This window comes from Leptotrichia sp. HSP-342 (assembly GCF_041199995.1).
In the GTDB taxonomy this organism is placed as follows: domain Bacteria; phylum Fusobacteriota; class Fusobacteriia; order Fusobacteriales; family Leptotrichiaceae; genus Leptotrichia; species Leptotrichia mesophila.
The window spans coordinates 2173320-2186908 of sequence record NZ_CP165646.1; the positions used below are offsets into that span (position 1 = coordinate 2173320).

Below are 13589 nucleotides of genomic sequence, written 5' to 3' on the forward strand. Positions count from 1 at the left end.
CCCTAATTTAACTCAAAAAATACTTTATATGCTCTGTATGTTTCATATAAATCTGCTTTTGATGAGATTTCAAATAAAGAGTGCATTGATAAAAGTGCAGGCCCTGCATCTATCGTTCTGATTCCGTAGTAAGCCAAGAACTTAGCAACAGTTCCTCCACCACCTTCATCTACTTTTCCAAAACCACCCGACTGATATTTAATCTTATTTTTGTCAAATATTTGTCTTATTTCCTGAATAAATTCTGCATCGGCATCGTTTGCCATAACTTTTCCACGACTTCCTGTATATTTTGCAAATGCCAGTCCATAAGATAATCTTGCCACGTTTTCCACATCATGAACTGACTTAAATACAGGATTTAACGCAGCCGTAACATCTGATGACAATGCTTTTGAGTTCCATAAAGTTTCCCTCAATATCTGATCATTGTAATTTTTTTCTGTAAGTGACAGCATTTTTCCAACAACATATTCAGGCAATGTTGATTTCAAGCTTGTAGAACCTTCACTTCCAATTTCTTCTTTATCTGTCAAATAAATCATAACAGTTTTTTCAGTTTTCTTAATATCAAACAAGGCTCTAAGCGAAGTATATGCACAAATTCTGTCATCTTGACCATATCCTCCAATCATGCTCTTATCAAGCCCCACATCCCGCAATTTTCCAGCTGGTACAACTTCCAGCTCCGCTGTAAAGAAATCATCTTCTTCTATTCCATAATCTTTTTTCAATTTATCAAGCACAAACTGCTTTATTTTTTTATTTACATTTTCATCATCTAAAGGCATATTTCCAAATAATAATTTTAGTTCTTCACCTTTAATAACATCTCTTGCTTTTCTCTCATCCTGCACATTATAAGACAAATGTGGTAATATATCAGGCATACTGAATACAGGCTCGTCATCTTTTTCTCCAATAGAAAGTGTTACTTTTTCTCCATTTTTTAAGAAAACAACACCATGTAATGCAAGCGGAGTTGCAGCCCATTGATATTTTTTAATTCCACCATAATAATGCGTGTTTAATAGTGCAAATTCTTCTTCTTCCATTATCGGATTTGGCTTCAAATCCAGTCTTGGTGAATCCACATGGGAGACAATCATATTGATTCCGCTTTTTATATCATTTCCAACAATTACTGCAATGATATTTTTATTTCTATTGTTAAAATAAATTTTATCCCCTTTTTTCAATTCACTTTTTTCATTAATATTGACAAAGCCATTTTTTTTAAGTTCCTTTTCTGTCAAATCCACAAATTCTCTCTCAGTTTTGGCAGAATCCAAATATTTTTTATAATCCTCAGCAAAGTCAAAAATCACTTTCTTTTGCTCATCTGTATAATTTTTCCACAAATTCTCTTTTGTCATTTTCTACATCCTTTCCAAAACCCACAACACATACAACAAAAGATGGCTACTTGAAAAATGTTCCAAATCAGCCACCTTCTTTCCAAACCAAATTAATTTTTCAATTTATATAAATTTATTAAAATTTACTAGAATTTTTCAAAATTGAACTATATGAATCATGATGTAAGGTATTTTAGAAATATCTCGGTTGAAATACTATTTAACTTCATTCAATTTTTTTTCCAATTCTTTTCCAGCTTCTTCATATCCAGGTTTTCCTAATAACGCAAACATATTTTTCTTATATGCTTCCACTCCTGGCTGATCAAATGGATTTACACCTAAAAGGTATCCACTTACCCCACATGCTTTTTCAAAGAAATAGAATGTATATCCTAAATGATAAGGAGTAGCTTCAGGAATGTTTACACCTAAATTAGGTACATCTCCGTCAATATGTGCCAAAATTACTCCATCAGTTGCTTTTTTATTTACGTAATCCAATGTTTTTCCAGCAATAAAGTTTAATCCGTCAAGGTTATCCTTGTCACTTTCAATGACAAATTCCACTTCTGGTTTTCCAATAGAAACTACTGTTTCAAAGAATAATCTTTTTCCTTCCTGAATATATTGACCCAACGAATGCAAGTCTGCTGAAAAGTCTGCCGAAGTTGGATACAATCCTTTTCCATCTTTTCCTTCAGATTCTCCAAATAATTGTTTCCACCATTCTGCCAAATAATGAACTCTTGGCTCATAATTTACCATTAATTCCAAGTCTTTTCCTTTTCTATGTAAAATATTTCTTACAGCCGCATATTGTAAAGCCTGATTTTCGTCCATGTTTTTATTTGCAAAGTCATTCATCGCATCTTTTGCTCCAGCCATTAATTCATCAATATTAATTCCAGCCGCCGCAATTGGTAAAAGTCCTACTGCAGTCAATACAGAAAATCTTCCTCCAACATTGTCAGGTACAACAAAAGTTTCATATCCTTCAGCTGTAGCAAGTGTCTTTAATGCTCCTTTTTCCTTATCTGTTGTAGCATATATTCTTTTTGCAGCTTCTTCTTTTCCATATTTTTCTTCCAGCATTTTTTTGAACACTCTAAATGCAATGGCAGGTTCAGTTGTAGTTCCAGATTTTGAAATTACATTTACTGAAAAATCCCTGTCTCCAACTACTTCTATTAAATGTTGTAAATAAACACCGCTCATATTTGTTCCTGCAAAGTAAATTTCAGGAGTTTTTCTTTTATCTTTTGGCAAGTTATTGTAAAAGCTATGTGATAAAAATTCAATTGCAGCCTTTGCCCCTAAATACGAGCCTCCAATTCCGATTACAACTAAAACTTCTGAATCATTTTTAATTTTTTCAGCCGCTTTTTTTATTCTAGCAAATTCATCTTTATCATAGTTTTCAGGCAAGTCAATCCATCCTAAAAAATCATTTCCTGCTCCACTTTTTGAAGTCAGTACTTCATCTGCCAATTCTACATACGGTTTAATCTGTTTCAATTCATTTTCATTAAAAAAATTTTTTGCAAATTGATAATTAAAATTCAATTTCATTTTCTTTTGTCTCCTTAATATATTTTATTCCCTAGATTTCTTTAAAATCAAGAAATCTCTATTATTCCACACATAGTAATACAACTTTAAAATCGAATAATAATACAACAAAACTACTTAAAAACCAAATTTACAAATTATAAATAATAATTATATTTAGTTTTAAAGTGATTTTTTATTAAACTATTTTTTCAACTAAAGTATAACAAAAAAAGCACTTTTTTTCAAATTTTTCTAACATATTTTTAGATTTTTAAAAATTTTTTCTAAAAATTTTAAATTTTATTACATAAATCTTTTTAAATTTAGGAATATCTCTATTTTAGATACTCTAAAATTTTCTAAATTTCAATCAAAGAAAAATAATTACAATTTTAAAATTAAATTCTAAGTCTTTCAAACCTTGTTTTAAAGTAATTTTATAAAACTTCTATATTTATATAAAAAACTTTTTATTCATAAATTGCAATATTAATTGCAACATTTTACCAATTTTTTTTTCAAAGGTATTGATTTTCTAAAAAATTTTTGCTATAATAAATTTGTTAATATTAATATTATTAATCTTTTCATATATCACAACCGAAGAATTAATTGGTCATAAAATACAGTCCGTCAATACCAAATGGACTGTTTTTTATTTATAAATTTCTATACTCTATTCAAATAGCAAGTTTTTTTTAATTCCTAACAATATTAAATGATTTAACTAAAATAAAAGCTAGTGCTTTATTCTCAACCTTTTTAAATAAATATTTTTTAATTTTCATATACATTTCTACTATTTCCCCCTATTACTTATAGTATCACACAAAAAATACATTTCTAAACATCATTTTAAAAATAAAAACAAACTTTGTAACGAAAAAAATCAATTTTCTCTTTTTATTCATTTCAAAAAAACACCCAAACTTTCCGAAGTAAAATTCTCTAGTTCAGGTGCATTTTTTAAAATTTAATCAAAATTATTAAAATATTAATGGCAATAATACTGCAATAATAGCCATTAAAGCAGGTAAACCCTGCACTAAAAATATTTTTTTAGAAACTGTGACAGTACCATAAATAGCCGCACAGATAATACAAATCAGGAAGAAAACTGCAATTTGAAATTGAAATTCTCCACTTTCGATTAAACTCCACACTAATCCTGTGGCAAGAAAACCGTTGTACAGCCCTTGATTTGCCATCATTTTTTTTACACGTTCATCTTTTAAAAAGTCTATTTCCAGTCCAAAGTTTCTTTGAACAGTTTCACTTTCATTAAGATACATTTCAAGGATTAATATATAATAATGCTCTAATGCCACAAATAATATTAATATGAATGCCAGTATGCTCAAAATAATTCTCTCCCTTCTTTATATTTTCATGTTCTTTTTTTAGTTTAATCTCTTACACTTAAAATTACAGGCTTCCCATCAATAATAGCAAGGCTGTGTTCGTATTGGGCTGAACGTTTTCCATCTTTGGTAACTGCAGTCCACATATCCGATAGAACTTTTACTTTATAAGTACCGACATTTACCATCGGTTCAACTGTGATTACCATTCCATCTTCAATTTTAGCTCCTGTTCCAGCTTTTCCATAATTTGGAATAATTGGGTCTTCGTGCATTTCCTTTCCTACTCCATGTCCTGCAAAATCTCTTACAAGCGAGAATCCAAAGCTCTCTACATATTCCTGAATAGCATGCCCAATATCTCCAATTCTGTTTCCGGCACGTGCCACTTCAATCCCGATATCTCTTGCCTTTTCAGTAACTTCCATAAGCTTTTTAGAAGTTTCATCAATTTCTCCTACAGCATAAGTAATTGCAGCATCACCAAAATATCCATCAAGTACTGTAACCGTATCAACTGTCAGAATATCCCCTTCCTTTAGTATTTGCTTTTTGCTAGGAATACCGTGTACTACGACTTCGTTTACAGAAATACAAGTTGCGGCTGGATAAGGAGGATATGGATGTCCTACATCGTAACCCTTAGTTCCTGGAATTGCTCCTTGACTTCTAATGTAGTCTTCAGCGATTTGGTCCAGTTCGTATGTGCTGATTCCAGCTTTTATGTGTTTTGGTAATACATCTTCAAAAAGTCTTGCGATTATTTCATTAGCTTTTTTTATTTTTTTTATTTCATCCAATGTTTTATAAATTATCATTTTTTGTACTTCTTCTTTCTAAATTTCTTTTTTATTTTTTTAGTATATATATTTGACAATTTAATACTTTTTTACAAAAAATCTTGTACTTTTGCAAATAAAATTTTATTAATTATCAAATAATATCAAATAAGTTTAGTAATATTACTCTAAAATCAAATTCAATCTTAAATAATTTGAAATTATTTACTATTTTTCCAAGATATCAATTATATCTTTTGTAATTTCTTCCAGTTTTTTTGCACCATCTACACTGTAAACTTTATTTTGTTTTTTGTAAAAATCCAATACTGGTGCTGTTTGTTCGTTGTAAACTGCAAGTCTTTTTTTCACTGTTTCTTCATTATCATCTGCCCTTTGTTCCAAATCTTCTGGATTTTCATCAACTGGCGGATTATATTTTATGTGATAAATTTTACCAGTCTTTTTCGATACTCTTCTTCCTGTGATTCTTTCAATAATTTCTTCATCGCTAACTTCAAGTGCGATTACTTTTTCAATTTCTCTGTTTGATTTTTCCAAAATTTTGTCAAGTTCTTCAGCTTGAGCTACTGTTCTTGGAAATCCATCCAAAATAAATCCTTTTTTACAGTCATCTTCCTGCAATCTTGCTTCTACAAGCCCATTTACAATGTCATCAGAAACCAATTTCCCTTCATCCATCAATTTTTTGGCTTCCATTCCTAGTGGAGTCTTGTTTGCAATTGCAGCTCTCAAAATGTCCCCTGTTGAAATTTGAGGAATTTCATATTTTTGAATTAATTCCTTTGCTTGAGTTCCTTTTCCTGCTCCAGGTGCTCCAAATAACACTATATTCATAATTATTTATCCGATATTTAAAATTAAATATCGCTCCTTTCCAAATTTATTTTTTCACATCTAATTTTAACATTTTAAAAGCCATTTTTCAATTTTCTTTTTTAAATTTTCAAAAAAATAACCAAAAAAGAAAAAAAACTGAATTTAATCAGTTTTTTCTGCTAAAGAACTATTTAGCTAATTTAAGTTAGAGTGGGTAGTAAACCCATGTATATTTTACCACATTTATAAATTTTATCAATACCTTTTTTTAATTTTTTATTTTTTCTTAAATTTCCATTTTTTCGTATTTTTTTAAATAATCCTTCAATTCTTCTAAAATATCATTCCCCATTCCTTCTTTTTCTGTTTCTATGTTAATGCACAAAAGCGGTTCATGTAGCGACACTCTGATTAAAAACCAGCTTTTTTGACCCACATTTACTCTTACACCTTCATAGTTAGGACTTTCTAGGCTCCAATCTTCTTTTTTTTCAGCATATTCTCTAAAGTTTTCCACAATTTTTTCTCCACAAGCCCGAAAATCTTTATCTTTTATAGGAATTCTTATTTCTATTTCCTCAACAGGCTCAGGCAGCTTATTCAAAACATCTGTAAATTCAACCCCTTTTTCCCTGCTCTCTACAAGCTGAATCAAAAGCCTTGCAGCCATGTATGCTCCATCATCAAGAAAATAATTTTCTTTAAATGCGGCATGTCCTGACGTTTCTATAGCAAGAGGAGAATACTTTCCTTCATTATTCAGTCTTATAGATTCGTTTATTACGTTCTTGTATCCTCGCTGGAATCTGTGGTGAATCCCGCCACGGTTTTCTATAAATTCTTTTAGCCCTGCCGATGTAATCGAATCTGTTACAATTGTCCCGCCAGAATGTTCTTTTAACAATATTTCACTAAGCAATGCGATAAGGTTATTTCTGTTAATTTCACGTCCATTCTTATCTATAAAAGCGCTTCTATCTCCATCTGCATCAAATATTATTCCAAAATCTGCATTATTATCAAGAACTGCTTTTTTTATTGATTCTATCGCTTCTTTTTCTTCAGGATTCGGAATATGATTTGGAAAGTTACCATCAGGATTTAAAAATTGGCTTCCAGCAGTATCTCCACCTAGAACTTCTATTACCTTTTCAGCAAAAAATCCCGCAGCTCCATTTCCTGCATCTATCACTATCCGTAGGTTTTTTAGAGGCTTGTCCCCTTTCCCAATTTTATTTTTTATTAGTTCGCATATATATGAAGCATAGTCATCTGCTAGATTTTTTACAATTTCTAAACCTTTTTCTTCTTTAATCAAATTTTCTTCTTGTTTTTCAGCCATTTCTAGAAATTCATTGACATCACTTTTTTGAAGCCCCCATTTTTCGTAAAAAATTTAATTCCGTTGTAGCAGCTCGGTAAATGGCTGGCAGTTATCATCATTGCGCCATCAGCTTTATAATCCTCAAATATTGTAGTCATAAATAGTGATGGTGTTATTGACATTCCGCAATCATATACATCAATTCCCATTTCCATCAAAGTTTTTCTTATAATTTCTGAAAATTTAGGTCCTGTATGCCTTGCATCGTGCCCAACTGCCACTTTAATCTTCCTGTTTTCACTCTTTGCTATTTCATCACATTTTTCAGTTATCCAAAGCCCAAATCCTTTTGCTATGAACTCAACTTTCTTTTCAGATAAATTAATGTCCTTATCCTCGTATTTTGAAACTATTCCCCGAATATCAGTCCCGCTTACCATATTTTTTAAATCCATAAAAATACCTCTCTTTTTAAGTAAAGCCATACCTATTCTCCTCATTTTGAAAATTGGTATGGCTTTTCTATTATTGTTCACTTAATTTACTATTTTAAATTATTCAGCACTGTTTGTGCAATATCCTTCGCTCTAAGCCCATAATTCGTAAGCATAGTCTCCCCATCTGCACTTTGTCCAAAAACATCCTGTATTCCATGTTTTACAACTTTTGTCGGATGAACTTCTGATAAATATTCTGAAACTGCACTTCCAAGTCCCCCAATTACAGAATGTTCTTCACTTGTTACAATAAATTTACATTCTTTTGCCGCTTTTAGAACTGTTTCTGTGTCTAACGGCTTTATCGTAGAAACATTTACCACTCTTGCTTTTACTCCTTTTTCTTCTAGTAATTTTGCTGCTTCAAGAGCTTCTGATACCATAAGACCAGTTGCTAATATTGCTACATCATTTCCTTCTCTCAAAGTTGCAGCTTTCCCTATTTCAAATTTATAGTTTTCATCAAATAATACTGGTATATTCAGTCTTCCAAGTCTTACATATACAGGCCCTTCATATTCAGCCACTGCAAAGACCATTTTTTCTGTTTCTACTGCATCTGCTGGCGATAGCACTACCATTCCTGGAATTGCACGCATTAATGCCACATCCTCAACTGACTGGTGCGAACCTCCATCTTCTCCTAACGAAACTCCTGCGTGAGTTGGACAAATTTTAACATTCAATTGTGGATATGCCACCGAGTTTCTAATCTGATCAAAAGCACGTCCCGCCGCAAAATGTGCAAAAGTTGAGGCAAACGGTATTTTCCCAGTCGTTGCAATACCTGCAGCTGTTCCAATCATATCAGCTTCTGCAATCCCAACATTTATATGTCTTTCTGGAAACTCTTTTTTAAAATATGCGGTCATTGTTGATTTTGACAAGTCTGCTTCCAGTACCACCACATCTTTATTTACTTTTCCCAATTTAACTAACGCTTCTCCATAAGCTACTCTAGTTGATTTTTTTCCATTCTCATATTCTCCTATTTTTTATTTCATTATTTTTAAAAACTTTCTCATACTATTCCACAAGCCAGGGTTAGTGCATAGCACTTTCGCCATTCTCTTTAATACACCATTATTTAAATATGTTAAAATAACTATTATTGCGAAATGAAGGGAAATGGCGTTTGATTTCCCTTGCTATTATTAACTCAATTCTTCCATTGCCTTCTTATATTCTTCATCATTTGGAGCAGCTCCGTGGAATCCAGCGTTATTTTCCATAAATGAAACACCTTTTTCTTTTACAGTGTTTGCAACTATTACTGTCGGCTGTCCTTTAACTGTTCTTGCTGTGTCAAAAGCATTTATGATTTCTTCATAATTGTGTCCGTCAATCTCGATTACATTCCATTTGAATGCCTTGAATTTTTCCCCAATCGGAGCGACATCCATTACATTCGAAACTTTTCCATCAATCTGTAAATTATTATAGTCAACTATCGCAACTAAATTGTCAAGCTTGTAATGTGCAGCTGTCATAGCCGCTTCCCAAACTTGCCCTTCCTGTAATTCTCCATCTCCTAAGATTGTATAAACTCTGTAGTCATTATTGTAAATTTTTGCACTCAAAGCCATTCCATTTGCTGTAGACAGTCCTTGCCCAAGTGAACCTGTTGACATTTCAACTCCAGCCAGTTTTTTCATGTCAGGATGCCCTTGAAGCAGAGAGTGCCATTTTCTAAGTGTTGGAATAAGATTTTTCCCTTCATATCCTAAAAATCCTTTTTCTATCAAAGCCGCATACAGTGCAGGAGCAGCATGACCTTTACTAAGAACTAATCTGTCTCTGTTTTCCATTTTTGGATTTTCTGGGTCGATGTTCATTTCCTTCCAGTAAAGCACAGCCAGAATATCAGCAATCGAAAGTGATCCTCCCGGATGTCCTGATTTTGCCCTGTAAATCATTTCAATAATATCTTTTCTAAGTTCTTTTGAAATTTTTTGAATTTCCTCAATTTTCATAAAAAGCCTCCTATAAATTAATGTTTTTATATTATACTCAAACCTATTTAAAATTAAACTACTAAAAATTATATTGATTTAGGGTTTGAGTAAAATAGTCATAGCCTTTTGAGTTTAGTTTTAAAGCAGTTTTACTATATAGTCAATTCACTTAAAAATTAGGATAAAAATTAGTTATTTTTATCAATTCCATATAAAAAGGGAGCAACCACCTAAAATGTGAAACTCCCTTCATTTTTACAAAAAGCGGTAACTATTTTTTATTTAGCAGTTCTATATACTGCTTGACCAGCTCTATTTTTTCTGAATTCATATCCATTAGATTCCTAACTATTTCTCCGATATTTATATCTGAAAATTCCTCTATTATCTCATTAGTAAGCTCCTTTTTCAAATCTGACATATCCTTATCTGTGTATCCTATTATTTTAAACAGTTTCAGATGATCTATCTTTAATATTTTAGCAATTTTTTTAAGTAGAAGAGGATTTGTCATATTATGCTTGCCTGATTCCAGATTAGATAAATAAGCTGGACTGATTTTTAGCATTTCTGCCATTTCTCTTAGTCCTATATTTTTTTGTAGTCTTTTATTTTTTATATAATACCCTAATGCTTCCACAAGATTAGAGTTAGTTTTTATACTGTCATTTTCAGCCATTTTTTCACCTTATCAATTTATTCATATAGAAATATAATATCATAATTTTATGATTTTGTGAACTGCTGAAACTTTTTACTACACAACAAATGCGGTCTATAAATTATTTTTTCTTTTGTCCATAATAAGCATTAGCTCCATGTTTTCTCAAGAAATGCTTATCTAGTAACTCCTGTTGCATTGGCTTTATATCTTTGTTTACCATTTCAGTAAACATTGCCATTTTTGCCACTTCCTCCAGTACAACAGAATTATAAACAGCTTCATCAGGATTTTTTCCCCATGTAAAAGGTCCGTGACTATTTACAAGAACTCCTGGAATATATTGTGGATTTAGATTTCTTTTTTCAAAAGTTTCTATAATTACCGTTCCTGTTTCTTTTTCATATTCTCCTGTGATTTCCTCTTTTGTCATTTTTCTTGTACAAGGTATTGAGCCATAGAAATAATCAGCATTTGTTGTCCCGTATGCTGGAATATCCCTTCCGCTTTGAGCCCAAATTGTAGCATTTGTTGAATGAGTATGAACTATTCCTCCTATTGAAGGAAACTTTTTATAAAGCTCAATATGTGTAGGAGTATCTGATGAAGGATTTAAATCACCTTCTACAACATTTCCATCTAAATCAACTACTACCATATCATCTACTTTCATTGTTTCATAATCCACACCGCTAGGTTTTATAACAATCAGATTTTTTTCTCTGTCAATTCCGCTCACATTTCCCCAAGTAAACAATACTAGCCCTTTTTTTGGCAATTCTAAATTTGCCTTAAATACTTGCTCCTTTAATTTTTCCAGCATTAGATAAATCCACCTTCCTTCATTTTATCCAGCATCCATTGCTTTGCCTTTTTTACTTCCTCAATTGGATTATCTGATTTTTCAGTCCACATTTCTATTAAAAAAGGTCCTTTATAATTTAATTCTTTTAATTTTTTAAATACTTTTGGAAAATCTACACATCCTTCTCCAAAAGGAACTTCCTTAAATTTCCCTTCAAAAGTATCAGTTACTGCTAAAGTATCCTTTAAATGAATTCCTGTTATTTCTCCATTTTTTATTCCAAGTTCCAATTCCTTTAACGTGTCATTTTCAGGCCATGCTGTCAGATTTCCCACATCTGGATAAACCTTTAGCCATGGAGATTTAATTATATCCGCATATTCCATATATTTTGTAATGGAATTGATAAATGGGTGATCCATAATTTCTATTGATAGTGTTACGTTGTACGAAGATGCCCATTCTACTGCCTTTTTCAAATTTTCAGTAAAATATTTTTTAGTCTGCTCATTTCCTTTTTCATAATAAACATCATATCCAGCCATTTGAATCGTTCTAATTCCCATTTTATCTGCAAAAATTATTGCTTTTTGCATTAGTTCCATAGCCTTTTCCCTAGTTTTTTCATCCATGCTTCCCATAGGAAATCTTCTATGTCCGCTAAAGCACATTGACGGTATTCTAACTCCATTATCTATTAATGCCTTATGAATTTTGTTTATTTCATCATCGGACCAATCCAGTCTTGCAAGCCTTTCATCAGTTTCATCTATAGAAATTTCCACAAAATCATATCCGCATTCTTTAACAAGTTTTATTCTCTCAACCCAGTCAATATCTTTAGGAAGAGCCTTTTCATATATTCCTAAATTTAATTTATTAAGATTCTTCATATTATTCCTCTATTTCCAATATTTATCGATTTCTGTTTTAAATGCTCTGGCAGCTGCCGCAGGATCTTCTGCTTCAGTAATTCCACGCCCTGCAATAAATGTAAACACATCTACACCTTCAAATAATTTTAGTGTATCAGTATTAAGTCCACCTGTTACAGAAACTTTAAATCCCATTTCAATTAATTTTTTGACTTTATTCAAGTCCTTTTCTCCCCAAGTTTCTCCAGCCAGCAAGGCATCCCTGCTTTGATGGTAAATAGCCTGATTAATTCCTGCATCTAACCAAAGCTGAGCTTGTTCGTAAGTCCAGTCGCCATACAGTTCCACTTGAATTTCACCACGTTCTCCACGCTCTTCCTTTATAGCTTTTAAAGCTGCTTTCATTGTAGGAATTGTTGCAGAACAGATACATGTCATCCAGTCTGCTCCACGAACTGCATTATTTTTAGCAACTGTTCCCCCTGCGTCTGCACATTTTGTATCTGCCACTATTATTTTATCAGGAAATAAATTTCTCAAAACTTCAACTAGTTCACTTCCAACTTGCAACAGACAAACTGTTCCAGCCTCTATAACATCAACTTCTTCCCCAACTGATACTGCTGCTTTTATCGCACCTTTCAAATCCGAATGATCAAGTGCAACTTGTAATAATGGTTTTGCCATCACTCTTCCTCCATTTCATATTTATGCATTTTTTAAAATATACTCAAACTCTTTAAAAAATTATTTAAGAAAGAGTTTGAGCAATTTAAAGTGGTTTTTATATTTTATGCTTTTTCTTCTATCAAGTTATAAATATCTTCTGATGTTTTAGCCTCTCTTATTTTTTCAAAAACATCTTCATCATCAAAAAGCATTACAATTTGAGGTATTGCTTCTCCTGCATGAACTTCATCATTTTCAGCCGCCAGTCCAATTAATATGTCCACTTCCTGTCCGTCTGGAAATGATACTGGCTTTTTCAACGTAACAAGACTGAAAGAATTTTTATTAACTCCCATTTCAGGACGTTCATGTGGCATTGCCAATCCTGGAGCCAAAATGTAGAAAGGACCTAACTCCTTTGTTCTTTTTATTATATTTTCTATGTATTTTTCCTCTATCGAATTGCTTTCCAAAAGAGGTTTCATACACACTTTTATTGCTTCTTCCCAATTATTTGCCTCCTGCTGTAACACAACAGAATTATTTTCTTTCAAAGAATCCAGCAAATTCATAAAAAAATCTCCTTCCAACTTTTATCTTTTAAGCTATTCCAGCTTCTGTCAATTTACTTTCAAGCTCTTTTTCATCAAGTAAATTTAAAAGTCCAACTATTTTTGTATTTGGTCCACCTTTTAATTCAGGCGCAATATGAGTTGAAGCAATAACTAAGTCATAATTTGAAAGTCCTGATTTAGCTTCTCCTAGACTGCATGAATTTACATCTGCCTGTACTCCTAATTTTTGCAATACTTTTCCAACTTTTAACTTCATAATCATGCTTGTTCCCATTCCGCTTCCGCAAACTGCTAATACTTTAATCATTTATGATCACTTCTTTCTTTATTTTTTTA

15 protein-coding genes are annotated in these 13589 nt (G+C 31.9%); all 15 read right to left on the bottom strand.

Annotated elements, in window-relative coordinates:
• Window positions 1–2: 2 nt before the first annotated feature.
• Window positions 3–1376, bottom strand: a complete 1374-nt coding sequence (locus AB8B23_RS10840) for an aminopeptidase (RefSeq protein WP_369712754.1) — start codon at window positions 1374–1376, stop codon at window positions 3–5.
• Between the two features lie 198 nt (window positions 1377–1574).
• Complete coding sequence (locus AB8B23_RS10845) at window positions 1575–2930, bottom strand: glucose-6-phosphate isomerase (protein ID WP_369712755.1); 1356 nt, start codon at window positions 2928–2930, stop codon at window positions 1575–1577.
• Window positions 2931–3898: 968 nt separating this feature from the next.
• Complete coding sequence (locus AB8B23_RS10850) at window positions 3899–4273, bottom strand: DUF1304 domain-containing protein (protein WP_039901235.1); 375 nt, start codon at window positions 4271–4273, stop codon at window positions 3899–3901.
• Window positions 4274–4317: 44 nt separating this feature from the next.
• Entirely contained in the window at window positions 4318–5091 is a 774-nt protein-coding gene (gene map, locus AB8B23_RS10855; protein ID WP_369712756.1) for a type I methionyl aminopeptidase, read from the bottom strand.
• A gap of 189 nt (window positions 5092–5280) precedes the next feature.
• Entirely contained in the window at window positions 5281–5910 is a 630-nt protein-coding gene (locus tag AB8B23_RS10860; protein ID WP_369712757.1) for an adenylate kinase, read from the bottom strand.
• A gap of 268 nt (window positions 5911–6178) precedes the next feature.
• Window positions 6179–7234: a hypothetical protein gene (locus AB8B23_RS10865; RefSeq protein ID WP_369712758.1), complete on the bottom strand. Its 1056-nt coding sequence runs from the start codon at window positions 7232–7234 to the stop codon at window positions 6179–6181.
• A 2-nt stretch (window positions 7235–7236) separates the two neighbouring features.
• Window positions 7237–7701: a hypothetical protein gene (locus AB8B23_RS10870; protein ID WP_369712759.1), complete on the bottom strand. Its 465-nt coding sequence runs from the start codon at window positions 7699–7701 to the stop codon at window positions 7237–7239.
• Between the two features lie 59 nt (window positions 7702–7760).
• On the bottom strand, window positions 7761–8642 hold the full coding sequence (locus AB8B23_RS10875; protein ID WP_369712760.1) for a transketolase family protein: 882 nt from the start codon (window positions 8640–8642) through the stop codon (window positions 7761–7763).
• 225 nt (window positions 8643–8867) lie between these two features.
• A complete protein-coding gene (locus AB8B23_RS10880) occupies window positions 8868–9686 on the bottom strand; it encodes a transketolase (protein ID WP_369712761.1) in 819 nt (272 codons plus the stop codon).
• Between the two features lie 253 nt (window positions 9687–9939).
• Complete coding sequence (locus tag AB8B23_RS10885; RefSeq protein WP_021744463.1) at window positions 9940–10347, bottom strand: helix-turn-helix domain-containing protein; 408 nt, start codon at window positions 10345–10347, stop codon at window positions 9940–9942.
• 103 nt (window positions 10348–10450) lie between these two features.
• A complete protein-coding gene (gene araD, locus AB8B23_RS10890; protein WP_369712762.1) occupies window positions 10451–11152 on the bottom strand; it encodes an L-ribulose-5-phosphate 4-epimerase in 702 nt (233 codons plus the stop codon).
• A complete protein-coding gene (locus AB8B23_RS10895; RefSeq protein WP_021744461.1) occupies window positions 11152–12027 on the bottom strand; it encodes an L-ribulose-5-phosphate 3-epimerase in 876 nt (291 codons plus the stop codon). Before AB8B23_RS10895 ends, araD begins: the two co-directional genes overlap by 1 nt.
• Window positions 12028–12036: 9 nt before the next feature.
• Entirely contained in the window at window positions 12037–12696 is a 660-nt protein-coding gene (locus tag AB8B23_RS10900) for a 3-keto-L-gulonate-6-phosphate decarboxylase UlaD (RefSeq protein ID WP_369712763.1), read from the bottom strand.
• Between the two features lie 104 nt (window positions 12697–12800).
• The gene (locus AB8B23_RS10905) at window positions 12801–13250 is read right to left on the bottom strand and encodes a PTS sugar transporter subunit IIA (protein WP_369712764.1); all 450 of its coding nucleotides are present in this window, start codon (window positions 13248–13250) and stop codon (window positions 12801–12803) included.
• A gap of 28 nt (window positions 13251–13278) precedes the next feature.
• Window positions 13279–13560 carry a PTS sugar transporter subunit IIB gene (locus tag AB8B23_RS10910; protein WP_369712765.1) on the bottom strand — a complete coding sequence of 94 codons (282 nt, stop codon included), beginning with the start codon at window positions 13558–13560 and terminating at the stop codon, window positions 13279–13281.
• Window positions 13561–13589: the final 29 nt, after the last annotated feature.